The 23,001-nt window shown below is 65.3% G+C and carries 20 protein-coding genes; 7 read left to right on the top strand and 13 right to left on the bottom strand.

The window, feature by feature from the left end:
• Positions 1-73: 73 nt before the first annotated feature.
• Genes ACIPRI_RS01590 through hydA form a run of 3 tightly spaced genes read right to left on the bottom strand, consistent with a single transcriptional unit; the run spans position 74 to position 3,122 of the window.
• Complete coding sequence (locus tag ACIPRI_RS01590; RefSeq protein ID WP_446587813.1) at positions 74-601, bottom strand: TRAP transporter small permease; 528 nt, start codon at positions 599-601, stop codon at positions 74-76.
• Positions 602-627: 26 nt separating this feature from the next.
• Positions 628-1,698, bottom strand: coding sequence for a TRAP transporter substrate-binding protein (locus tag ACIPRI_RS01585; protein WP_446587811.1), 1,071 nt, complete (start codon positions 1,696-1,698; stop codon positions 628-630).
• Entirely contained in the window at positions 1,695-3,122 is a 1,428-nt protein-coding gene (gene hydA / locus ACIPRI_RS01580) for a dihydropyrimidinase (RefSeq protein ID WP_446587809.1), read from the bottom strand. Before hydA ends, ACIPRI_RS01585 begins: the two co-directional genes overlap by 4 nt.
• 258 nt (positions 3,123-3,380) lie before the next feature.
• Between hydA and ACIPRI_RS01575 the strand changes: the two genes are divergently transcribed.
• The 3 genes from ACIPRI_RS01575 to ACIPRI_RS01565 all read left to right on the top strand — a co-directional run bounded on the left by ACIPRI_RS01575 (position 3,381) and on the right by ACIPRI_RS01565 (position 6,161).
• Entirely contained in the window at positions 3,381-4,109 is a 729-nt protein-coding gene (locus tag ACIPRI_RS01575; RefSeq protein ID WP_446587807.1) for a maleate cis-trans isomerase family protein, read from the top strand.
• Positions 4,110-4,267: 158 nt separating this feature from the next.
• Positions 4,268-4,984, top strand: a complete 717-nt coding sequence (locus ACIPRI_RS01570) for a GntR family transcriptional regulator (protein ID WP_446620349.1) — start codon at positions 4,268-4,270, stop codon at positions 4,982-4,984.
• 91 nt (positions 4,985-5,075) lie between these two features.
• Positions 5,076-6,161, top strand: coding sequence for a PA0069 family radical SAM protein (locus ACIPRI_RS01565; RefSeq protein WP_446587805.1), 1,086 nt, complete (start codon positions 5,076-5,078; stop codon positions 6,159-6,161).
• A gap of 7 nt (positions 6,162-6,168) precedes the next feature.
• On the opposite strand, the gene fghA is transcribed toward ACIPRI_RS01565, so the two are convergent.
• Genes fghA through ACIPRI_RS01550 form a run of 3 tightly spaced genes read right to left on the bottom strand, consistent with a single transcriptional unit; the run spans position 6,169 to position 9,049 of the window.
• A complete protein-coding gene (gene fghA, locus ACIPRI_RS01560; protein ID WP_446587803.1) occupies positions 6,169-7,041 on the bottom strand; it encodes an S-formylglutathione hydrolase in 873 nt (290 codons plus the stop codon).
• On the bottom strand, positions 7,038-7,940 hold the full coding sequence (locus ACIPRI_RS01555) for an alpha/beta fold hydrolase (protein ID WP_446587801.1): 903 nt from the start codon (positions 7,938-7,940) through the stop codon (positions 7,038-7,040). The genes fghA and ACIPRI_RS01555 overlap by 4 nt, the downstream gene beginning before the upstream one ends.
• A 2-nt stretch (positions 7,941-7,942) precedes the next feature.
• Positions 7,943-9,049: an S-(hydroxymethyl)glutathione dehydrogenase/class III alcohol dehydrogenase gene (locus ACIPRI_RS01550; RefSeq protein WP_446587799.1), complete on the bottom strand. Its 1,107-nt coding sequence runs from the start codon at positions 9,047-9,049 to the stop codon at positions 7,943-7,945.
• Positions 9,050-9,252: 203 nt separating this feature from the next.
• On the opposite strand from ACIPRI_RS01550, the gene ACIPRI_RS01545 reads away from it, so the two are divergent.
• Together ACIPRI_RS01545 and aroQ are read left to right on the top strand one after the other, a co-directional pair.
• Positions 9,253-10,086: a shikimate dehydrogenase family protein gene (locus ACIPRI_RS01545; protein WP_446587797.1), complete on the top strand. Its 834-nt coding sequence runs from the start codon at positions 9,253-9,255 to the stop codon at positions 10,084-10,086.
• A 26-nt stretch (positions 10,087-10,112) separates the two neighbouring features.
• Positions 10,113-10,562: a type II 3-dehydroquinate dehydratase gene (gene aroQ, locus ACIPRI_RS01540; RefSeq protein WP_446587795.1), complete on the top strand. Its 450-nt coding sequence runs from the start codon at positions 10,113-10,115 to the stop codon at positions 10,560-10,562.
• Between the two features lie 36 nt (positions 10,563-10,598).
• On the opposite strand, the gene ACIPRI_RS01535 is transcribed toward aroQ, so the two are convergent.
• The 5 genes from ACIPRI_RS01535 to ACIPRI_RS01515 all read right to left on the bottom strand — a co-directional run bounded on the left by ACIPRI_RS01535 (position 10,599) and on the right by ACIPRI_RS01515 (position 17,812).
• Positions 10,599-12,131, bottom strand: a complete 1,533-nt coding sequence (locus tag ACIPRI_RS01535; protein WP_446587793.1) for a SpoVR family protein — start codon at positions 12,129-12,131, stop codon at positions 10,599-10,601.
• Positions 12,128-13,420 carry a YeaH/YhbH family protein gene (locus tag ACIPRI_RS01530; RefSeq protein WP_446587791.1) on the bottom strand — a complete coding sequence of 431 codons (1,293 nt, stop codon included), beginning with the start codon at positions 13,418-13,420 and terminating at the stop codon, positions 12,128-12,130. The genes ACIPRI_RS01535 and ACIPRI_RS01530 overlap by 4 nt, the downstream gene beginning before the upstream one ends.
• A gap of 50 nt (positions 13,421-13,470) precedes the next feature.
• A complete protein-coding gene (locus ACIPRI_RS01525; RefSeq protein WP_446587789.1) occupies positions 13,471-15,393 on the bottom strand; it encodes a PrkA family serine protein kinase in 1,923 nt (640 codons plus the stop codon).
• A 527-nt stretch (positions 15,394-15,920) separates the two neighbouring features.
• On the bottom strand, positions 15,921-16,907 hold the full coding sequence (locus tag ACIPRI_RS01520) for a Bug family tripartite tricarboxylate transporter substrate binding protein (RefSeq protein WP_446587787.1): 987 nt from the start codon (positions 16,905-16,907) through the stop codon (positions 15,921-15,923).
• A 32-nt stretch (positions 16,908-16,939) separates the two neighbouring features.
• Positions 16,940-17,812 carry a fumarylacetoacetate hydrolase family protein gene (locus ACIPRI_RS01515; protein ID WP_446587785.1) on the bottom strand — a complete coding sequence of 291 codons (873 nt, stop codon included), beginning with the start codon at positions 17,810-17,812 and terminating at the stop codon, positions 16,940-16,942.
• 123 nt (positions 17,813-17,935) lie between these two features.
• Here ACIPRI_RS01515 and ACIPRI_RS01510 point away from each other — a divergent pair, with 123 nt between their 5' ends.
• Positions 17,936-18,607 carry a FadR/GntR family transcriptional regulator gene (locus ACIPRI_RS01510; protein ID WP_446587783.1) on the top strand — a complete coding sequence of 224 codons (672 nt, stop codon included), beginning with the start codon at positions 17,936-17,938 and terminating at the stop codon, positions 18,605-18,607.
• Between the two features lie 215 nt (positions 18,608-18,822).
• Positions 18,823-19,581, top strand: a complete 759-nt coding sequence (locus ACIPRI_RS01505; RefSeq protein ID WP_446587781.1) for a molybdate ABC transporter substrate-binding protein — start codon at positions 18,823-18,825, stop codon at positions 19,579-19,581.
• A gap of 208 nt (positions 19,582-19,789) precedes the next feature.
• Here ACIPRI_RS01505 and dnaJ read toward each other — a convergent pair whose 3' ends face one another.
• Complete coding sequence (dnaJ, locus tag ACIPRI_RS01500; RefSeq protein WP_446587778.1) at positions 19,790-20,920, bottom strand: molecular chaperone DnaJ; 1,131 nt, start codon at positions 20,918-20,920, stop codon at positions 19,790-19,792.
• A 96-nt stretch (positions 20,921-21,016) separates the two neighbouring features.
• The gene (gene dnaK / locus ACIPRI_RS01495; protein WP_446587776.1) at positions 21,017-22,960 is read right to left on the bottom strand and encodes a molecular chaperone DnaK; all 1,944 of its coding nucleotides are present in this window, start codon (positions 22,958-22,960) and stop codon (positions 21,017-21,019) included.
• Positions 22,961-23,001: the final 41 nt, after the last annotated feature.

The following is a 23,001-nucleotide window of genomic DNA, read 5'->3' as shown; positions in this document are numbered from 1 at the left end:
ACGCTTGCCACTTCGTGTGCTGCGCTGCCCCCCGAGGGGGTGCGAGCTTGCTTGGGGCGGCCCGGCGCGGCGCTCATTCAGCGCTCCCTGCAGCGACCTGGGGCGGGCCTTGCACCGCGATGCGCAGCAGATGCAACGCGCTCAACGCCGCGCCGACGCCCACCGGCACGATGAACCAGCCCACACTCCAGTCCAGCGTGGACATCAGCTCGTCCCACTGCTCGCGCGCCACGCCCAACGCAGCCCAGGCGATGGCGCCCATCATCAGGGCGCTCAGCGCGGCGGCCAGCCGGCGCAGCACGCGCTGCACCGCCGGCGGGAACTTCAGCACCACAACGTCGATGCCGATGTGCGCGCCCTGGCGCACGCCCAGCGGAATCGCCAGGAAGATGCTCCAGACAAAGGCCAGGCGCGAGATCTCGTCGGCCCAGTCGATCGATCGGTTGAATCCATAGCGCAGCAGCACCTGCGCCGACACCACGCCCACCATGGCCGCCACGGCCGCCAGCAGTGCGGCCGTCACGGCGCGGTCGAGCAGATCCAGCATTCGGCCGGGCAGGGAGGCCGTGTCATATACGGCGGGCAGCACGGTGGCAGTCATGGCGGGTCCTTCTTCCCTCTTGGTGCTCAGGGCTTGGCAGCTTCGGCCAGCACCTGGTCCACCAGATCGGCGCCGGCGCGCTTCTTCACGCCGTCCAGCACCGCCGGCAGCGCGATCTTGCGCATCTCGTCGCGGGCGGCCGGGGTGATCTCGGTGTAGGTCATCTTGGCCTTGAGCTCGGGCAGCACCTTGGCTTCGGCCTCGATGGCCAACTTGCGTTGCTGGACGATGGTGTCGCGCATGGCTGCCCGCACCGCCTTCTGGTGTTCCGGCTTCAACTGATCGAAGGCCTTCTTGCTCGCCACCACCGCGATGAGGTCGAAGAAGTGGCCGGTATTCGACAGGTGCTTCTGCACCTCGCCGTAGCGTGAGGCGGCGATCACGGTGTAGGGGTTCTCCTGCGCGTCCACCACGTGCTGCTCGAGCGCGGAATAAAGCTCCTTGACGTCCATCGCCACGGGGTTGGCGCCCAGGGCGCGGAAGGTCGCCAGGTGGGTCTCGTTGGGCTGCAGACGCAGCTTCAGGCCCTTGAGGTCGGCCGCGGTCTTGATCGGGCCGCGGCTGTTGGTGACGTGGCGCATGCCCAGCTCCATCCAGCCCAGGCTGACGAAGCCCTTGTCCTGCAGCTTCTTGTCGATGGCGGCGCCCACCGGGCCGTCGATCACGCGAAAGGCCGCTTCACGGTCGGAAAAGATGAAGGGCAGGCTCACCGCTTCCAGCTCGGGCGCGATGCGCGACAGGAAGGCGGCGCCGACCCAGGTCAGCGCCAGCGTGCCGGAGCGCACCGCGTCGACGTTCTCCTTGGCGCCGCCCAGCTGCATGGCCGGGAACACGTCGACCTGCAGCTGGTTGCCGGTCAGGCGCGCAACTTCTTTCTTGAACACCTGGTCGACCGCCACGCTGCTGGGATGCTCGCTGGCGAAGTTGCCGGCGATCTGCAGTTTCTGTTGGGCGCAGACCGGCAGCAGGGCGCCGGCCAGTGCAAGCGCAGCGGCGAGGCGGCGCAGGGGTTGGTGAGCATGCATGGGCTTTCCTTTCTGGATCGGCTGCGAAACGCTGTCCGAGATGTTGGGTTGGATGAGCAAGAGGCGCGTCATGCGGCGCCTCCGTTTTTGCGCGCCGGCATCAGGCTGGGGACGCCGCAAGGCAGGAAGCGGCCGCGGCCGGGACGTGCATGGAAGGCGCCATCCCACACCACCTCGCCAGCGGCCAGAGTGATCGCCGGCCACGCGCGCAGGCGCTGGCCGGCGTAGGGCGTGTAGTCGACGGCGTGGTGCAGTTGCTCGTTGGACAAGATGAACTCGCGCTCTTCCCACACCACCAGGTCGGCGTCGCTGCCGATCGCAATCGTGCCCTTGCGCGGATGCAGGCCATAGGCCTTGGCCGGGTTGGTGGACGTGAGTTCGACGAAGCGGTTGAGCGTCATGCGACCGCCCAGCACGCCCTCGGAATAGAGCAGCGGCAGGCGGGTCTCGATGCCGGGAATGCCGTTCGGGATGTGGCGAAACGTCACTTCTTCGCCGCCCGGCTTCTTGCCTTCCGGCGCGTCGTACTTGAAGGGCGCGTGGTCGGAGCTGAAGACGGTGAACAGGCCGTCGTTCAGCCCGGCCCAGATCACTTCCTGGTTGGCCTTGTCGCGCGGCGGCGGGCTGCACACGCACTTGGCGCCGTGGTAGCTGTCGTCCAGGCCCAGGTCGGCGGCGGTGAGGAAGAGGTATTGCGGGCAGGTCTCGGCAAACACCGACAGGCCATGCGCGCGCGCCCAGCGGATCTGCTCCACCGCCTCGCGGCCCGAGACGTGCACGATCAGAATGGGCACGTCCACCAGCTCGGCCAGCGCGATGGCGCGGTGCGTGGCTTCGCGCTCCACCAGCATCGGCCGGGACTGTGCATGGAAGCGCGGCGCGGTGCGGCCGGCGGCTTCGAGCTTCTTCGTCAGCCACTCGATGCAGTCGGCGTTCTCGGCGTGGATCATGGCCATGGCGCCGTGCTGCCGGGCGACCGACAACACGTCGAGGATCTGGCCGTCGTCCAGCTTCAGATCGTCATAGGTCATGTAGATCTTGAAGGAGCTGTAGCCCTCGCGGATCAACGCGGGCAGCTCTTCATTCAGCACCTGCGGCGTGGGGTCGCTGACGATCAGGTGGAAGGCGTAGTCCACATGCGCCTTGCCTTCGGCGCGCGCGTGGTAGTCGGCCACGGCGGCGCGAAGCGACTGGCCTTTTTCCTGTGCGGCGAAAGGGATCACGGTGGTCGTGCCGCCGCAGGCCGCGGCGCGCGTGCCGGTGTGGAAGTCGTCGGCCATGCGGATGGGCGGGGCCATCGGCTGATCCAGATGGCAGTGGGCGTCGACGCCGCCGGGCGTGACGACGCGGCCGGCCACGTCGATCTCGCGCGCGCCCTTGGGCAGGTTCTGGCCGATCTGCACGATGCGCCCGCCTTCGACGCCGATGTCGGCGTCGAAGGTGTCGGCGGCCGTGGCAATGCGAGCGTTGCGCAGCACCAGGTCAAGCGCGCTCATGCCCGGGCCCCGTTGGCACCAATTTTGTGCGATTCGTTCGACATCAATGTTGACAATATGGCTGACTTCATTCCGCTATGCCCTGTGTCGGTGCATCTTCGAGGTGTTTCCCTCGATAGAACTGCTGTTGCAAGCTCCGGGCCAGTGTTGGAAGGCCTGGCGCCTTTAATGTCGACATGATCGTCAACAAAGCAATTCTCGAATCTAGTGTTAACACTACTGTCGACAAAAAATCTGCCACACCGCAGAATGCCTCCCATGAACAAGAAGACCACCCGTCTGGGCGTGCTCACGCCGTCTTCCAACACCGCGCTGGAGCCGCTAACCAGCGCTCTGGCCGACGCGGTGCCTGGCTGCAGCGCTCACTTCTCGCGCTTCAAGGTGACCGAGATCGCGCTGTCCGACCAGGCGCTGGGCCAGTTCGACGACAGCAAGATCCTGGCGGCGGCCGAACTGCTGGCCGACGCCAAGGTCGACGTGATCGGCTGGAGCGGCACCTCTTCGGGCTGGCTGGGCTTCGACGCCGACCGTCGCCTGGTCGAGCGCATTCGGGAACGCACCGGCATTGCGGCCACCACCGCCGTGCTGGCGCTGAACGAACTGCTGGCGTTGCGCGGCATCACCCGCATCGCGCTGGTGACGCCCTACACGGCGGACGTGCAGCAGCGCATCGTCCTGAACTACGCCAAGCTGGGCATCGAGGTGGTGGCCGAGCGCCACCTGGGCATTCGCGTCAACCACGACTTCGCCCTGGTCGAGCCGGACCTGCTGCGCGCGCAGATGCGCGAGGTGGCTGAAGCGAAGCCGCAGGCGATCACCACCTTCTGCACCAACCTGCGCGCCGCCTCGATGGCCGAATCGGTCGAGGCCGAACTGGGCATTCCGCTGCTGGACACCGTGAGCACCACGGTCTGGGGCCAGTTGCGGGCGGCTGGTGCGGCTACGTCGCAGGTGCGTGGCTGGGGCCAGCTCTTCTCATGGCAATGAGCGAGGACGACGACGCGCTGCGCCTGGCGCTCGAAGGGGGTGATGGCCTCCGTACAATCGCCGACGCTTCTTCTTTTGCACGCGCCGGGCGTTCATCGCTGCGCTCGCGCAAGAGCCCTTCCACCGTCACGCACGACCCGCACCACAACCACGCGCACATGCCGCCGACCCGACCCGCTCGCCGCGGCGCTACGCCGGCCCGGCTCCAGCGCGAGAACGCGCACGACGAGATCTACGAGAAGATCTACGTCGCCATCCTCGAGCATCGCCTGCACCCCGGCACCAAGCTGGTGGAAGAGCGCATGGCCGAGATCTTCAACGTCAGCCGCGCGCGCATTCGCGAGGTGCTGGCGCGGCTGGCGCACGAGCAGATCGTCGAGCTCTATCCGCAGCGCGGCGCCTTCGTGGCGCGGCCCACCATCGAGCAGGCGCTGGATGTGTTCGAGGCGCGCCGGCTGATCGAGCCCGCGGTGCTGCGGCGCCTGGTTGAAACCCTGACGCCGGAGAAGCTGGCCAAGCTGCGCCAGCACCAGGAGCTCGAGCTCGATGCACGCCGGCGCGACGACAAGCGGGCGGTGATCCGCCTGTCGGGCGAGTTCCATTCGCTGGCGGCCGAGCTGGCGGGCAACACCGCGCTGACGCGCAGCATGCGCGAGCTGTCGGTGCTGACCTGCCTGATGATCTTTCTCTACGACGCGCCGACCTCCACCAGTTGCCGTGCCGACGAGCATTCGCAGATCATCGACGCCATCGCCAAGCGGGATGCCGGCCGCGCCGAGAAGCTCATGCTGGAGCACCTCGACCACATCGAGAGCAGCATGAAGCTGGAGGTGGGCGAGGAACCGGTGGACCTGGAAGCGATCTTCAAGAGCTGACAGCGGCGCGAATACCTGCCCTTGAAAGCGGGGCATGCAAGGCGGTGCGCGTTGGCACATACTGTACAAACATACAGTAGCGTGACTTGCCATGCCCGACGCCTTCATCCCCCTGCACGCCATCAAGGGCCGCGGTGCGGCCTCGCACCTGGCCCACCGCTTCGAGAAGGACGCCCGCAGCGACTTCGACGACGGCTGGGGCACGCTGGACGAATCGCAAGCCGAACTGCCGCCCTTGCAAACCGAGGTGCGCTTCGAGGACGTGAAGTCGGTGCTGGGCAGCAACGACTCGCCCGACGTGCCTTTCGACCGCTCGCTCAATCCCTATCGCGGCTGCGAGCACGGCTGCATCTACTGCTTTGCCCGGCCCACGCACAGCTACCTCAACCTGTCGCCCGGCCTGGACTTCGAGACCAAGCTGATCGCCAAGCGCAATGTGGCGCAGGTGCTGCGCGCGGAACTGGGCAAGAAGGGCTATCGGCCCAGCCAGATCGCAATCGGCACCGCCACCGACTGCTACCAGCCGATCGAACGCGAGCTGCGGCTCACCCGCGCGGTGATCGAGGTGTTGAACGAATGCCGGCACCCCTTTGCGCTGGTGACCAAGTCCAGCGCGGTGGAGCATGACCTGGACCTGATCGCGCCGATGGCCGCAGCGCGGCTCGCCGCGGTGTACCTGACCGTGACCACGCTCGATGGCGAGCTGGCGCGCAAGCTCGAGCCGCGTGCGGCCGCGCCGCATCGGCGGCTGCGCACCATCCGCACCCTGGCCGAGGCGGGCGTGCCGGTGGGCGTGAGCCTGTCGCCGCAGATCCCCTTCATCACCGAAGACATGGAGCAGGTACTGGACGCGGCCTGGGCGGCCGGCGCGCGCAGCGCCTTCTACAACGTGGTGCGCCTGCCCTGGGAGGTGGCGCCGCTCTTCAAGCAATGGCTGGAAGTGCACTACCCGCAGCGTGCGGACAGGGTGATGTCGCGCATCCGCGAGATGCGCGGTGGCAAGGACTACGACGCCAGCTTCGACACGCGCATGAAGGGCACCGGCACCTGGGCCCAGTTGATCGCGCAGCGCTTCGAGAAAGCGACGCACCGCATCGGATTCAACCGGGAGCGCATCGCGATGGATCTGGAGGCCTTTCGGCCGCCCGGTGCGCAGGGACAGGGCAGCTTGTTCTAGGGCCTGTTTAGGCGAGGCCCAGGGCCTTGGCGTGGTGCGCCAGGTGGTCGGCCATGAAGCTCTGGATGAAGTAGTAGCCGTGGTCGTAGCCCGCGTGCCGTCGCAGTTGCAGCGGCTGGCCCACCGCGCGGCAGGCCGCCTCCAGGCGCTCGGGGTGCAGTTGCTCGGCCAGGAATTTGTCGGCCAGGCCCTGATCGACCAGGATGCCGCCGGGGTAGGGCGGCGCCGTTTGCGACTGCATCAGCGCGCTGGCATCGTGTGCGAGCCAGGCCGAATTGTCTTTGCCAAGGTAGTTGCCAAAAGCCTTCTGCCCCCACGGGCACTCGCTGGGCGCGCAGATCGGCGCGAAGGCGGAGAGCGACTTGAACCGACCCGGATGGCGCAAGGCCAGGGTCAGCGCCCCATGGCCACCCATGGAGTGGCCAAAGACGCCGATGCGCGCGGTGTCGAGGCGCAAGTGCTGCGCCGCGCCGGGCAGCAGCTCGTTCAGGAGCCAGCTTTCCATGCGCCAGTGCGTGGCCCAGGGTTCCTCGCTGGCGTCGAGATAAAAGCCGGCGCCGATGCCGAAGTCCCAGCTGGCCGTTGCGCCCGGCAGGCTTTCGACGGCCGGCCCGCGCGGACTGGTGTCGGGCGCGATGAGCGCCAGGCCCAGTTCGGCCGCCAGGCGTTGCGCACCGGCCTTGATCATGAAGGTTTCTTCGGTGCAGGTGAGGCCGGCCAGGTAAAGCAGGGCCGGCACGGGTCGCCCGTCTTGGGCCTGCGGCGGCAGGAAGACCGAGAAGCGCATCGGCAGGCCGGTTTCGCGCGAGGCTTGTTCGTAAAAGCCCATCACGCCGCCAAAGCAGCGGTGTTCGGAAAGTGTCTGCAAAAGAAAGCTCATGGCGTGTTGTTGGCCACCAGTTCCATCACGGCATCGGCAAAGAGCAGCGGTTTTTCCTGGGGCAGGTTGTGGCCGGCGCCCGGCACGATGCGGTGCGAGCGCGGGCCGGCGAAGCGATCCGCATGCTGCTGCACATCGGCGGGTTCGCGCACGCCGTCGTCGCTGCCGTCGAAGGTGATGCAGGGCACGCCGATGGGTGGCTGCGCTGCGAGGCGCGCCTCGATGTCCGCGTAGGCCGGATCGCCCGGCACCAGGCCGAAGCGATGGCGATAGGAATGGATCACCACCTCGACGAAGTCGGGGTTGTCGAAAGCGGCGGCGCTGCGCTCGAAGGTGGCGTCGTCGAATGGCCAGCTGGGTGACCACAGCCGCCACAGCAGCCGCGCGATGGCACGCCGATCCCGCTCCAGGCCCACGCGCCCGCGCTGGCTGTGAAAGTAGTACTGGTACCAGAGCCGGTGCTCGCTTTCCGGCAGGTCCGGCTCCATGGCGCGCGCAATGTTCTGGATGTTGTAGCTGTTGTAGGAAACGAGGCCCGCGCAACGCCCGGGCCACAACGCCGCCACCACGCAGCAGGCGCGCCCGCCCCAGTCATAGCCGGCCAGCACGGCGCGCGGAATTGCCAGGGCGTCCAGCAGCGCCAGCAGGTCGGCGCCGAAAGCCGCCTGCTCGCCGGAGCGCGGCGTGGCGGCATCGAGAAAACGCGTGGTTCCGTAGCCGCGCATGTAGGGCACGACGACGCGGCAGCCCTGGGCCGCCAGCAGCGGCGCCACCTCGGCGTAGGCGTGGATGTCGTAGGGAAAGCCATGCATCAGCACCACCGGCGGGCCGTCGGCCGGCCCGGCCTGGTGGTAGGCCACCTCGAGCACGCCGGCGCGGACGCGGTGCGTGGCTCGCATGGCTAGTAGATGACGACGCCGCGGATCGACTCGCCGCGTTTCATGAGGTCGAAGCCCTCGTTGATCTTTTCCAGCGGCATGGTGTGGGTGATCAGATCGTCGATGTTGATCTTGTTCTCCATGTACCAGTCGACGATCTTCGGCACGTCGGTGCGCCCGCGCGCGCCGCCGAAGGCCGAGCCTTCCCATTTGCGGCCGGTCACCAGCTGGAAGGGGCGCGTGCTGATCTCGGCGCCCGCTTCGGCCACGCCGATGATGATGCTGCGGCCCCAGCCCTTGTGCGTGCACTCCAGCGCCTGGCGCATCACCTGCGTGTTGCCGATGCACTCAAAGCTGTAGTCGGCGCCGCCGTCGGTGAGCTGCACGATGGCATCCACAACGTTGTCGACGTTCTTCGGGTTGATGAAGTGCGTCATGCCGAACTTGCGCGCCATGGCCTCGCGCGCCGGGTTGATGTCCACGCCGATGATCTTGTCGGCGCCCACCATCTTGGCGCCCTGGATCACGTTCAGGCCGATGCCACCCAGGCCGAACACCACCACGTTGGCGCCCGCCTCGACCTTGGCGGTGAAGATCACGGCGCCGATGCCCGTGGTGACGCCGCAGCCGATGTAGCAAACCTTGTCGAAGGGCGCGTCCTCGCGAATCTTGGCCAGCGAGATCTCGGGCGCCACCGTGTAGTTGCTGAAGGTGGAGGTGCCCATGTAGTGAAAGATCGGTTGGCCGTCGATCGAGAAGCGGCTGCTGCCGTCGGGCATCAGGCCCTTGCCCTGGGTGGCGCGGATCTTCTGGCACAGGTTGGTCTTGCGCGACAGGCAAAACTTGCACTGGCGGCATTCGGGCGTATACAGCGGAATGACGTGATCGCCTTTTTTCAGCGTGGTCACGCCCGGTCCTACATCGACCACAATGCCGGCGCCTTCGTGGCCGAGGATGGCCGGGAAGATGCCTTCGGGGTCGGCGCCCGAGAGGGTGTAGTAGTCGGTGTGGCAGATGCCGGTGGCCTTGATCTCCACCAGCACTTCGCCGGCTCGCGGGCCCTCCAGGTCGACGGTTTCGATGGTCAGGGGCGCGGCGGATTTCCAGGCGACGGCGGCACGTGTTTTCATGGTGGTTCGATCGGTGTGTTGAGTCTGGCGGGCACTATACGGCGCCCATCCCTTTCTGATCGTGAACCCGAAAAAGGATCGATCATCGATCGACTCCGATCGCTCAATGCGCATGCGCGCGGTCTGGCGCTGGCGACAGGCCGGGTGCGGACTTAAAGTGGTGCCTCCTTGCCTCCATCAGACCCTTTCTCGGCCCCCCGACCATGATCAGCGGAAAGACCACCCTCATTGCGCACCTGGGCTACCCCACCGAGTCCTTCAAGGCGCCGATGATCTACAACCCCTGGTTCGAGCGCCAGGGCATCGATGCCGTGGTGATGCCCATGGGCGTCAAGGCCGAGCATTACCCGCAGGTGCTGAAGTCGCTGGCCCAGCTCACCAATCTGCGCGGCGCCCTGGTCACCATGCCGCACAAGGTGACGACCATGGGCCTGGTGGATGAGGTGACGACCACCGCGCGCATCGCCGGCGCCTGCAACGCGGTGCTGCTGCGTCCCGACGGCAGCCTGCTGGGCGACCAGTTCGACGGCGCCGGCTTCGTGCGCGGCGTGGAGCGCAAGGGCCGCTCACTGCAGGGCACGCGGGTGCTGGTGTCGGGCGCGGGCGGCGTGGGCTGCGCCATCGCGGCGTCGCTGGCGGCCGCGGGCGTGGCTGAGATGGCCCTGTTCGATCTGAACGCGGCCTCGGTCGAGGCGCTGGCGACGCGGCTGCGCAGCCACTACCCGCAGCTCAAGGTCAGCACCGGCTCCAACGATCCGGCCGGCTTTGACGTGGTGGTCAATGCCACGCCGCTGGGCATGAAGGAGGGCGACCCGCTGCCCTTCGACGTGGACCGCATCTCGCCTTCGAGCTTCGTCGGCGAGGTGGTGATGAAGTCGGAATACACGCCGCTGTTGCGCGCGGCACGTGAGAAGGGCTGCATGGTGCAAGTGGGCACCGACATGCTGTTCGAGATGATTCCGGCCTACCTGGAGTTCTTCGGCTTTGGCAGCGCCACGCCCGAGGAACTGCGGGCCGTGGCGCAGATACAGTACTGACATCGACTCTCACGCCAAGAAGCATCATGAAGAAGATCCTTGTCCTCAACGGCCCCAATCTCAACCTGCTCGGCACCCGCGAGCCCGCCACCTACGGCCACGAAACCCTGGCCGACGTCGAGCAGTTGTGCAAGGAAGCCGGCAAGGCCGTTGGCGTGGAAGTGGACTGCCGCCAGTCCAACCACGAAGGGCAGCTGATCGACTGGATCCACGAGGCCGGCCGCGAGATTGCCGCCGGGCGCATGCTGGGCGTGGTGATGAATCCGGGCGCCTACACCCACACCTCGATCGCGCTGCACGACGCGATCAAGGGCGCCAACGTGCCCTTGATCGAGCTGCACATTTCGAACGTGCACGCGCGCGAATCCTTCCGGCACCACTCCTACATCTCGCCGGTGGCGCGCGGCATCATCGTCGGCTTGGGTGTGAAGGGCTACCAGCTGGCCATCGAGGCGCTGGTACGCGTTTCTGAGTAGGTCGAGCGAAGCGAAGTGAGAAGCCGGGAGGCCTCATCACCCTGGGGCGGTTGCCTTGTAGCGGGTGATGTGGCCGCGCCCGTCCACGCTCTCCAGGTGCACGTCGAAGCCCCACAGGCGCGCCACGTGCTTGAGCACTTCGTTGGCCTCCTTGTTGAGCGGGCGGTCGTTGTGCTGGGTATGCCGCAAGGTCAATGAGCGGTCGCCGCGCAGGTTGACGCTCCATACCTGGATGTTGGGCTCGCGATGGTTCAGGTCGTACTGGCGCGAGAGCGCTTCGCGCAGTTGGCGATAGCCGCTGTCGTCATGGATGGCGGCAACCTCGAGCTCGGGCTCATCCTCGATGTCGGCAACGGCAAAGAAGCGGAAGTCGCGCATCAGCTTGGGTGACAGGAACTGGCCGATGAAGCTCTCGTCCTTGAAGTTGCGCATGGCGTAGTCGAGCGAGGTCTGCCAGTTGCTGCCCGCCAGGTCGGGGAACCAGCGCTTGTCTTCTTCCGTCGGCTTCTCGCAGATGCGCCGCAGATCGGTGTACATGGCAAAGCCCAGCGCGTACGGATTGATGCCGCTGTAGGCCCGGTGGCCGATGGGCGGCTGAAACACCACATTGGTGTGCGACTGCAGCCACTCGATCATGAAGCCGTCGGCCAGCAGGCCTTCGTCGTACAGCGTGTTGAGCAGGGTGTAGTGCCAGAAGGTGGCCCAGCCCTCGTTCATCACCTGCGTCTGGCGCTGCGGGTAGAAGTACTGCGCCACCTTGCGCACGATGCGAACCACCTCGCGCTGCCAGGGCTCGAGCAGGGGCGCGTTCTTTTCAATGAAATAGAGCAGGTTTTCCTGCGGCTCGGCCGGGAAGCGCTTGCTGACTTCCTCGCTCGATTCCAGCCCGCTGCGCCGTGGCAGGGTGCGCCACAGGTCGTTCACCTGCTGCTGCAGGTAGTGCTCGCGATCTGCGCGGCGGATCTGTTCCTGGGCGAGAGAGAGCTTCTGCGGCCGGCGATAACGGTCCACGCCGTGGTTCATCAGCGCGTGGCAGGAATCGAGCAGGTCTTCGACCGCCGCCAGGCCGTGCTTTTCCTCGCACTCGGAGATGTAGTTGCGGGCATAGACCAGGTAATCGATGATGGACGAGGCATCGGTCCACATCTTGAACAGGTAGTTGCCCTTGAAGAAGCTGTTGTGGCCGTAGGCCGCGTGGGCAATCACCAGGGCCTGCATCGCCATGGTGTTTTCTTCCATGAGATAGGCGATGCAGGGGTCGGAATTGATGACGATCTCGTAGGCCAGGCCCATGTGGCCACGCCGGTAGTTCTTCTCGGTCGAGATGAACTGCTTGCCGTAGGACCAGTGGCGATAGATGACCGGCATGCCCACCGAGGCGTAGGCATCCATCATTTGTTCGGCGGTGATGATCTCCAGCTGGTTGGCGTAGGTGTCGAGCTTGTAGCCGCGCGCCACGCGGGCGATCTCGCCGTGGTATTGCTCGATCAGCTCGAAGGTCCAGTCCGAGGGGCTGGGCAGTGGTTCGCGTGCCTTGCCGCTGGGCTTTTTTTCGACGTCGCTTGTCATGCCGGCGCTCCCTCCTTCTTGAACAGATCGCGGAACACCGGGTAGATGTCCTGCGCATCCGCCACCTTGCGCATGGCGAAGTTCTTGTGGGCGTCGGCCAGCTGAACGTATTCCTCCCACAGGTTCTGCTCGGCGTCGGCCACCTGCACATAGGCGTAATAGCGCACCAGCGGCAGCAGTTGCTCGTCGAGGATCTTGCGGCACTGGCCGCTGTCCTGGTGCCAGTTGTCGCCGTCGCTGGCCTGCGCGCCGTAGATGTTCCACTCGTTGCTCGGATAGCGCGCCTTCACGATGTCGTGCATGAGCTTGAGCGCGCTCGACACCACGGTGCCGCCGGTTTCGGTGGTGTGAAAGAACTCGTCCTCGGTGACTTCAGTGGCTTGCGTGTGATGCCGGATGAACACCAGGTCGATCTTGTCGTAGTGACGCGTCAAGAACAGGTACAGCAGCATGAAGAAGCGCTTGGACATGTCCTTGCGCGCCTCGTCCATGGAGCCGGACACGTCCATCAGGCAGAACATCACGGCCCTGGCCGAGGGCACCGGCACGCGCACCCGGTTGCGGTAGCGCAGGTCGATCGGGTCGAGGAAGGGGATGCGCTTCATGTTCTTGCGCATCTCCTCGATCTTGAGCTCGGTCTCCTTGATCTCGCGCATGATCAGCGCGTCGTCCTGCGCGCGCGGGTTGCGCTGGAGCTTGGCGAGGTGTTCCTCGAGTTGGCGCAGCTCGCGCCGGGGTTCGCCGCCAAGCGCGATGCGGCGCGACAGCGCGCCGCGCATGGAGCGCACCACGTGCAGATTGCTGGGCATGCCGTCGGTGACGAAGCCGGCCCGGTGGCTCTTCCATTCGGGCACCTCGGCCAGTTGGGTGCGCACCAGGTGGGGCAGGGCCAGGTCCTCGAAGAAGACCCGCATAAACTCTTCCTTGGTCAGGCGAAAGACGAAGTCGTCCTCGCCCTCGCCGCTGTCGGAAGCCTGCGATCCGCCGCCGCCCCCGCCGCCGCCTTGCGGGCGCTCGATGCGGTCGCCCTTGACGTACTCGCGGTTGCCGGGGTGCACATACTCACGGTTGCCGCCCTCGCCGTGGCCGAACACGGGCTCGGACACGTCATGACGGGGCAACGTGACGTCTTCGCCCTGTTCCAGGTCGCGGATGCCGCGACCGCTGACAGCGCGCTTGACTGCTTCGCCGATCTGCTCGCGGTAGCGGCGCAGGAAGCGCTCGCGGTTGCCGATGGACTTGTTCTTTCCGGACAACCGGCGATCGATGATCTGCTGAAGCACGGACAAGGATTGTTCTCCTCAGTGGGTGACGCTTCTTGGGCGTCACCCGTCATTCTTCATGAACTCTTGCGAACGCGCAGATACCACTCGCACAACAGGCGCACTTGCTTGGCGGTATAGCCCTTTTTGACCATGCGGTTGACGAAGTCTTCGTGCTTCTTCAACTCGTCGGCGCTGCTCTTGGCGTTGAAGCTGATCACCGGCAGCAGCTCTTCGGTGTTGGAGAACATCTTCTTCTCGATCACCGTGCGCAGCTTTTCGTAGCTCGTCCACAGCGGGTTCTTGCCCGCGTTGCCGGCCCGCGCGCGCAGCACGAAGTTGACGATCTCGTTTCGGAAGTCCTTCGGGTTGCTGATGCCTGCCGGCTTCTCGATCTTTTCGAGCTCGGTGTTGAGCGAGCCGCGGTCGAAGACCTCGCCGGTGTCGGGGTCGCGGTATTCCTGGTCCTGGATCCAGTAGTCGGCATAGGTGACGTAGCGGTCGAAGATGTTCTGGCCGTATTCCGAATAGCTCTCCAGGTACGCGGTTTGGATCTCCTTGCCGATGAACTCCGCATAGCGCGGCGCGATCAGCTCCTTGATGTAGGACAGGTATTTTTGCTCGGTCTCGGGCGGGAACTGCTCGCGCTCGATCTGCTGCTCCAGCACGTACATCAGGTGCACCGGGTTGGCTGCGATCTCGGAGCTGTCGAAGTTGAACACCTTCGAGATGATCTTGAAGGAAAAGCGCGTGGAGATGCCGGCCATGCCTTCGTCCACGCCGGCGTAGTCGCGGTATTCCTGGATCGACTTGGCCTTGGGGTCGGTGTCCTTCAGGTTGTCCCCGTCGTACACCAGCATCTTGCTGAAGATGCTGGAGTTCTCGGGCTCCTTCAGGCGGGTCAGCACCGCGAACTGCGACATCATGCGCAAGGTGCCTGGGGCGCAAGGCGCGTGAGCCAGCGAGGAGTTGCGCACCAGCTTCTCGTAGATCTTGATTTCTTCTGAGACGCGCAGGCAGTAGGGCACCTTCACGATGTAGATGCGGTCCAGGAAAGCTTCGTTGTTCTTGTTGTTGCGGAAGGCCTTCCATTCGCTCTCGTTGCTGTGGGCCAGCACGATGCCGTCGAAGGGGATGGCGCCGAAGCCTTCGGTGCCCTTGTAGTTGCCTTCTTGCGTGGCCGTGAGAAGGGGATGCAGCACCTTGATCGGTGCCTTGAACATTTCGACGAACTCGAGCAGGCCCTGGTTGGCCAGGCACAGGCCACCGGAATAGGCGTAGGCATCCGGGTCGCTCTGCGCATAGGTCTCGAGCTTGCGGATGTCGATCTTGCCGACCAGGGAGGAGATGTCCTGGTTGTTCTCGTCACCCGGCTCGGTCTTGGCCACGGCCACCTGGCGCAGCACCGAGGGGAAGCGCTTGACGATCTGGAACTGGCGGATGTCGCCGCCAAACTCTTCCAGCCGCTTCACCGCCCAGGGCGAGAGGATGCGCTGCAGGTAGCGGCGCGGAATGCCGTATTCCTTCTCGAGGATCTCGCCGTCCTCGGTCTCGTTGAACAGGCCGAGGGGCGACTCGTTGACCGGCGAATCCTTCAGCGAATAGAAGGGCACGTGCTCCATGAGCTGCTTGAGCCGCTCGGCGATCGAGCTCTTGCCGCCGCCGACCGGGCCCAGCAGATAGAGGATCTGCTTCCTTTCTTCCAGTCCCTGGGCTGCGTGCCGGAAGTAGGACACCACCTGTTCGATGGCGTCTTCCATGCCATAGAACTCCTTGAAGGCCGGGTAGAGCTTGATGATCTTGTTCGAGAAGACGCGCGACAGGCGCGGGTCGTTGCGCGTGTCGACCAGTTCCGGCTCGCCGATGGCCTGCAGCATGCGTTCGGCCGCGGTGGCGTAGGCGCTGGGGTCTCGTTTGCAGATCTCCAGGTATTCCTGGAGTGAAAGAACCTCTTCCCGAGTCCGCTCGTAACGGGCTGCGAAGTTGCTGATGACATCCATGTTCACACCTCCAACGACAGTCAAGGGTGGGCGCTGCCCGGACCTTCCGTGCCGCACGCTACCGCTGCTTCCGCAAGAAATGTGCTCAGCGTCGTTTGCATGCCCTTGGAAAATCCCTCATTAAGCTTCAAACCTGCTCCACATCGTAAACAACAAAACGAAACCGTGGAATTGTTTTTTAAATTGAGAACGTGGCTCGAGTGCAAAAGTTCCCGACAAAACGCGACAGCATTTGATGTCGCCGACAGGCATATCGATAGAACGTGAAAAAGTGTGCAGCGAGGGCCGCAAGACGCTCATTTCCCCCTTGGAGAATGGGGGCGAGTCAGGCGTGCGATCCGGTCCGCCGGGTTGCGTGCCGCGCTCATTCTCATAATCTATAAGTAATAAACGAAACTGTGAGGAAAACTATTTCCGCAACTGTTGCATCCGGAATTAGAATTGAAGACTCTGCAGCACCGATCACACTTCGGTAATGCAAAAAAAGCAGCCAACGGGCTGCTTTTTTTGCCTGCAGTGCAGCATTTCTACTCGACTTTCCCGATTCTTCGGACTGCGCCAGTCATGGTGCGTGCGTCCGCATCCCAGTAGGCCTGGAAATCGGGCGCATCGAGGTAGGCGATCGGGCTGCCGGCTTTCTCGATCACCTGCACCACCGCCGGGTCGACGGCCGCCCGCGCCGCGGCAGTGCGCAGCCTGGCGATCACGTCATCGGGCGTGGCTGCCGGCACGAACAACCCCGACCATTGCGCAAACCTCACCGGGTAGCCCAGTTGCGTGAGGCTGGGCACTTCGGGCAGGGAAGCCAGCGGTCGGTCGCCCCAATGCGCCAGCGCGCGCAACTTGCCGGCCTTGATCTGCTGGGCCACGGTCGAAGGGCCGGTGGCGATCGCATCCACCTGGCCGGCCAGCAGGGCGACGATGGCCGGGCCCGCACCGGTATAGGGAATGTGCGTCATGCGAAAGCCGGCCGTGTTCTTCAGCATCTCCATGGGCACATGCATGGTGCCGTAGTTGCCGGAACTGCCGTAGTTGTAGGCCGCCGGCTTGGCCTTGGCGTCGGCCAGGAACTCGGCCATGTTCTTCCATGGTGCGTCGGCGCGCACCACCAGCACCGTCGGGTCGGCGGTGAAGCGTGCGATCGGCTTGAACTGGTTCATCTGGTAGGCGGGCTTGCGGTCCAGCAGCGCGTCGGCCTCCGGAAGGATCGAAATGGAGGACAGGCTCAAGAGCACCGTGTAGCCATCGGCCGGCGCGCGCGCCACGTGGCCGATGCCCACCGCGCCGCCGGCGCCGGCCCGGTTTTCCACCACGACCGTTTGCTTGAGCTCGCGCGACAGCGCCTCGGCCACCGGCCGCGCCACCGTGTCGGCCACGCCGCCCGGCGGAAAGGGCACGATCATCGTGAGCGGCTTGCTGGGCCAGGTGCTCTGGGCAAGTGCGCCGATGGACCAGGTCGTGCTGACGGCAAGTGCCGTGGCGATTTGCAGCAGGCTGCGGCGGGTGCTGGGCATGGATCGGTCTTTCGTTGGAAGTCGGGATGTTCTCACTCGAAGCGGTTCTCGATCGCGCCCAGCCCGTCGATCTCGATGCGCACCACATCGCCCGCCTTCAGATAGCGCGGCGGTGCGAAGCCTTGGCCGACGCCGGCGGCGGTGCCGGTCGCGATCACGTCACCAGGGTACAGCGTGATGCCGCGCGAGCAGGTCTCGATCAGGGAGGGGATGTCGAAGATGAGGTCGGTGGTCTGCGCGTCCTGGCGCAGCTCGCCGTTGACCCAGCAACGCACCCGCGTGTCGCTGCCGTTCATCGCGTCGGCGGTGACGATCCACGGGCCCATGGGGCAGAAGGTGTCGAAGCTCTTGCCCAGGTCCCATTGCTGGTGGCGCATCTGCACGTCGCGCGCGGTCACGTCGTTGATGATGGTGTAGCCGAACACGTGGGCCATCGCATCGGCGCGCGCAATGTTGCGCCCGCCGCGGCCGATGACCACTGCGAGTTCGGCCTCGTAGTCGATCTGGTCCGACACCTGCGCGCCCGGCAGGCGCACCGTTTCGTGCGGGCCGGTCACCGATTCGGGCACCTTGGTGAAGACGATCGGCCAAGCGTCCGCCTTTGGCGTGTTGTCCTTGAACACCGAGCCGGCCAGTTCCCTGGCGTGGGCGTGGTAATTGCGTCCGACGCAGAAGATGTTGCGCCGGGGCAGCGGCAGCGGGGCCTCCAGCCGCAGCTGATCCATCGGCACCGGGGCGCTGGTGAGCGTCAGGCTCTCGAGGCCTTGAACGCCATCTTCGATCAGGGCCTGCGCGCCGCGCAGTGCCCGTGCCTCGGTCCACTGGAAAGGTGCCACGCTCAGCAGGTCGTCTGCAACGATGCCGACTTGGCGCCGGCCTTGGTGGTGAAAGGTCGCGATCCGCAAAATTGATCTCCTGGTTGGCACAAATGCTACCAATCGAGTACCAAATGGGCAATAAAATCAGCGCATCACCATGAAGGCAGCGCATGCGGGGCTGCTTATCCAATTTCTGAGGGTAGATCTAAAGTGCACAGCGCTCTGACACTGCGACAGACCATCCTGGAGAACCTGCAATCGCGCACCTGGCGCGCCGGTCATCGCCTGCCGACCGAGCGGGATCTGAGCGAGCAGTACGGCCTGAGCCGCTCCACCGTGCGCCGCGTGCTGGCCGAACTGAAGGGCAAGGGCCTGATCACCCAGACGGTGGGGAGCGGCACCTATGTCACCGAGGAAGTGGGCGTCGCGCTGGCGCAGATCGCCAGCAGCGCCTCGCCGTTGGCCACCAGCCCGGCCGAGCTGATGAGTGCGCGGCTGGTGCTGGAGCCGGCCATCATCGGCATGGTGGTGGGCAATGCCACCGCAGCCGATTTCGAACGCATGGACGAATGCTGCGCCAAGGGCGAGGCGGCCGCCACCATCGAGGACTTCGAGCTGTGGGACGGCAAACTGCACGAGGCTATCGCCGACGCGGCGCACAACACCTTCATCGCCACCGTGTTCCAGCGCATGAACGAGGTTCGCGCGCAAAGCGAATGGGGCATGCTCAAGCGGCGCACCGCCACGCCGGAGCGGCGCCAGGCCTACCAGCTCGAGCACCGTGCGCTGGTCGCGGCGCTGCGGGATCGCGACGGCGCCCGCGCGGCCCAGCTGTGCCTGGATCACCTCACGCACGTCAGGCGAAACCTTTTAGGCTACTAGAATGTTTCGGGCGGGTTGCGCCCGGCCGGTCGTTGACCGGCACCGCGACGGCCGCTATATTGGGCCGGCTTTGGGGTCATAAGACGCCAAAGCGAACCAAATAAGAATGGAGCGGAAATGGCCTTGTTCGGACACATCCTCTCAGGCCTCATCGGCGGCGATCGCGGCGAGTGCGGCAATCGCTCGACGCGATGCGCCAACGCCAGGGTCGTCTCGTGAACGTGCTGTGCGCCGGGGCGGCGCAGGGTCTGGTCAGGGCGCTTCAGGGCGTGTTCCTTGAATTCACCGGGGCCCGGATCGACAGTCGCTTCGGCTCCGTCGGCGCCATGCGCGATGCCTTTCTCGCCGGCGCTCCCTGCGACGTGCTGATCGTGACGGCGCCGCTGGTGGCGCAATTGCAGGCCGCCGGCCGGCTGCTTCCCGGTTCGGAAGGTGCCCTGGGCCGGGTGCGTACCGGCCTGGCGATGCGCGGCGAGTCGCCGCGGCCAAGGGTTTCGACCACGGAAGACCTGAAAGCCACCCTGCTGGCTGCCAGCACCGTCTATTGCGCCGACATCCACCGTTCGACGGCTGGCATTCACTTCGGATTGATGCTGCATGAACTGGGCATCGACGACCAGGTCATGCCTCGCCTGCGCTGCCTGCCCGACGGCACCGCAGCCATGCGCGAGCTGGCTGCCGATGGCCGCGGCGGTGCGCTCGGCTGCGCGCAGATCACGCAGATCCGCTATACGCAGGGCATCTCTCTGCTGGGTGCGTTGCCGCCGCAGTTCGAACTGGCCACGGTGTACTGCGCCGCTGTCAGTGCAAAGGCCCGTCAACCCGAGCAGGCTCGGCGCTTCGTCGATCTGATCGCCGGCGTGCGCACGCGCGTCATGCGGGGGCAGGTGGGTTTCGAGGTGGTGCCCGAGGCGCCGGCGCAGCCAGCGCTCAAGGAACTGGCGATGCGGCCGGGCGCGGGCTTGGCGTCCTGAAATAGCGCCCGCCCGCGATTGCGAAACCGTGAGTTGGAGCCAGGGGCATGAGCATCGGCGGCCCCTTCCAGCAAGCGCCGCTAGCCCGCAGGGCTTCAGCCAGTCCCGCACCGAGGAACCGGCTTTGCCGGGCCTCAGGTGGGGTCGCCCCCTCGGGGGGTGGCGAATTACACGCAGCGAAGCGAAGTGAAAAGCCGGGGGGCGGGCACTAGCTGAAAAACTCTTTGGCCTTGTCGAACCAGCCTTTGTCCGTCGGGCTGTGCTTGTTGCCACCCTTCTTCAGGGATTCGTCGAGTTCCTTCAACAGCTTGCGCTGGTGCTCGGTGAGCTTGACCGGCGTCTCCACCCGCACGTGGCAGTACAGGTCGCCCGGGTAGCTCGAGCGCACGCCCTTGATGCCCTTGCCGCGCAGGCGGAACTGCTTGCCGCTTTGCGTGCCGTCGGGAATGTCGATGGCGGCCGCGCCCTTGAGTGTGGGCACCTCGATCTCGCCGCCCAGCGCCGCGGTGGTCACGGCGACGGGCACCACGCAATGCAGGTCGTCGCCGTCGCGTTCGAAGATCTCGTGCTTCTTCAGCCGGATCTCGATGTACAGGTCGCCCGGCGGCCCGCCGTTGGTGCCGGGCTCGCCGTTGCCGGTGCTGCGGATGCGCATGCCGTCGTCGATGCCGGCCGGGATCTTCACTTCCAGCGTCTTGTTGTTCTTGATCTTGCCCTGGCCATGGCAGGTGGTGCAGGGCTCGGGAATGATCTTGCCGGTGCCGCGGCATTGCGGGCAGGTCTGCTGCACGCTGAAGAAGCCCTGGCGCATCTGCACCGCGCCGGCGCCGTGGCAAGTGGTGCAAGTGATGGGCTTGGTGCCGGGCTTGGCGCCCGAGCCGTGGCAGGTGCCGCATTCGTCCCAGCTGGGGATACGGATCTGCGCGTCCTTGCCTTCGGCCGCTTCCTCCAGCGTGATCTCCATCGCGTAGCTGAGGTCGTTGCCGCGGAACACCTGGCGTCCGCCGCGCGCGCGGCCGCCGCCGCCGAACACGTCGCCGAAGATGTCGCCGAAGGCTTCCGCGAAGCCGCCGAAACCTTCCGCGCCGGGGCCGCGCATGTTGGGGTCGACGCCCGCATGGCCGTACTGGTCGTAGGCCGCGCGCTTCTGGCCGTCCGACAGCATCTCGTAGGCCTCCTTGGCCTCCTTGAACTTGGCTTCCGATTCCTTGGCCGTGTCACCATGGTTGCGGTCGGGGTGGTGCTTCATCGCAAGCTTGCGATAAGCCTTCTTGAGTTCTTCATCGCTCGCGTTCTTGGGAACGCCGAGGATCTCGTAGTAGTCGCGTTTGGTGGACATGGTCGGTCGCGTCGTCGTCGTGGGATCTGGCTAGCTAGAACGGAAAAAGGCTGGACCACCTTGCACGGTCGTCCAGCCTTGAATGGGCCTGTCGAATCAGCCCTTCTTCACTTCCTTGACTTCGGCGTCGACCACGTTGTCGTCGCCAGCCGCCGCGCCCGATGCGCCGCCGGCATCATGGCCGCCCGCACCTTGCGCAGCGGCGCCTGCGGCGGCCGCCTGGTCGGCGTACATCTTCTCGCCCAGCTTCTGGCTGGCCGTCATCAGCGCGTTGGTCTTGTCTTCAATGGCCGACTTGTCCTCGCCCTTGACGACTTCCTCGAGCTCCTTGATGGCCGCCTCGATCTTTTCCTTCTCGCCGGCGTCCAGCTTGTCGCCATGCTCGGTGAGCGACTTGCGCACGCTGTGCACCATGGCTTCGCCCTGGTTGCGCGCCTGCGCCAGCTCGACCTTCTTCTTGTCCTCGGCCGCGTTCAGCTCGGCATCCTTCACCATCTTCTGGATTTCTTCTTCCGACAGGCCGGTATTGGCCTTGATGGTGATCTTGTTTTCCTTGCCGGTGCCCTTGTCCTTGGCGCCCACGTGCAGGATGCCGTTGGCGTCGATGTCGAAGCTCACCTCGATCTGCGGCGTGCCGCGTGCGGCCGGCGGAATGCCTTCCAGGTTGAACTCGCCCAAGAGCTTGTTGCCAGCGGCCACTTCACGCTCGCCCTGGAACACCTTGATGGTCACGGCCGGCTGGTTGTCGTCGGCGGTGGAGAAGGTCTGCGCGAACTTGGTCGGGATGGTCGTGTTCTTGGCGATCATCTTGGTCATCACGCCGCCCATGGTCTCGATGCCCAGCGACAGCGGGGTCACGTCCAGCAGCAGCACGTCCTTGCGGTCGCCCGAGAGCACCTGGCCCTGGATGGCGGCGCCGACGGCCACGGCCTCGTCGGGGTTCACGTCCTTGCGCGGGTCCTTGCCGAAGAATTCCTTCACCTTCTCCTGCACCTTCGGCATGCGGGTCATGCCGCCCACCAGGATCACGTCGCTGATGTCGTTGACCGACACGCCGGCATCCTTGATGGCGGTGCGACAGGGCGCGATGGTGCGCTCGATCAGCTCGTCCACCAGGCTTTCCAGCTTGGCGCGGGTCAGCTTGATGTTCAGGTGCTTCGGACCCGAGGCATCGGCCGTGATGTAGGGCAGGTTGATGTCGGTCTGCGTGCTGTTGGACAGCTCGATCTTGGCCTTCTCGGCCGCTTCCTTCAGGCGCTGCAGCGCGAGCACGTCCTTGGACAGGTCCACGCCCTGGTCCTTCTTGAACTCGCTGATGATGTAGTCGATCACGCGCTGGTCGAAGTCTTCGCCGCCCAGGAAGGTGTCGCCATTGGTCGACAGCACTTCGAACTGCTTCTCGCCGTCGACGTCGGCAATTTCGATGATCGAGATGTCGAAGGTGCCGCCGCCCAGGTCATACACGGCGATCTTGCGGTCGTGCTTGTCCTGCTTGTCCAGGCCGAAGGCCAGGGCCGCCGCGGTGGGCTCGTTGATGATGCGCTTGACGTCCAGGCCGGCGATGCGGCCGGCGTCCTTGGTGGCCTGGCGCTGGCTGTCGTTGAAGTAGGCCGGCACCGTGATCACGGCTTCGGTCACCGGCTCGCCCAGGTAGTCCTCGGCGGTCTTCTTCATCTTGCGCAGGATCTCGGCGCTGATCTGCTGGGCAGCCAGCTTCTTGCCGCGCACCTCGACCCAGGCGTCGCCGTTGTCGGCCTTGACGATGGAGTAGGGCATCAGGTCGATGTCCTTTTGCACTTCCTTCTCGTCGAACTTGCGGCCGATCAGGCGCTTGACGGCGTAGATCGTGTTCTTCGGGTTGGTGACAGCCTGGCGCTTGGCCGACGCGCCGACCAGCACTTCGCCGTCTTCCTGGTAGGCAACGATGGAAGGCGTGGTGCGCGCGCCTTCGGAGTTCTCGATCACACGAGTGGTGTTGCCCTCCATGATCGAGACGCACGAGTTCGTGGTGCCGAGGTCGATGCCGATGATTTTGGCCATGTTGCTTACTCCTGAGATCTAAAGAATTTGTTGTGTTGAAC

This window comes from Variovorax sp. LARHSF232 (genome assembly GCF_052871435.1).
This window is presented reverse-complemented; position numbering and strand designations above follow the sequence as displayed.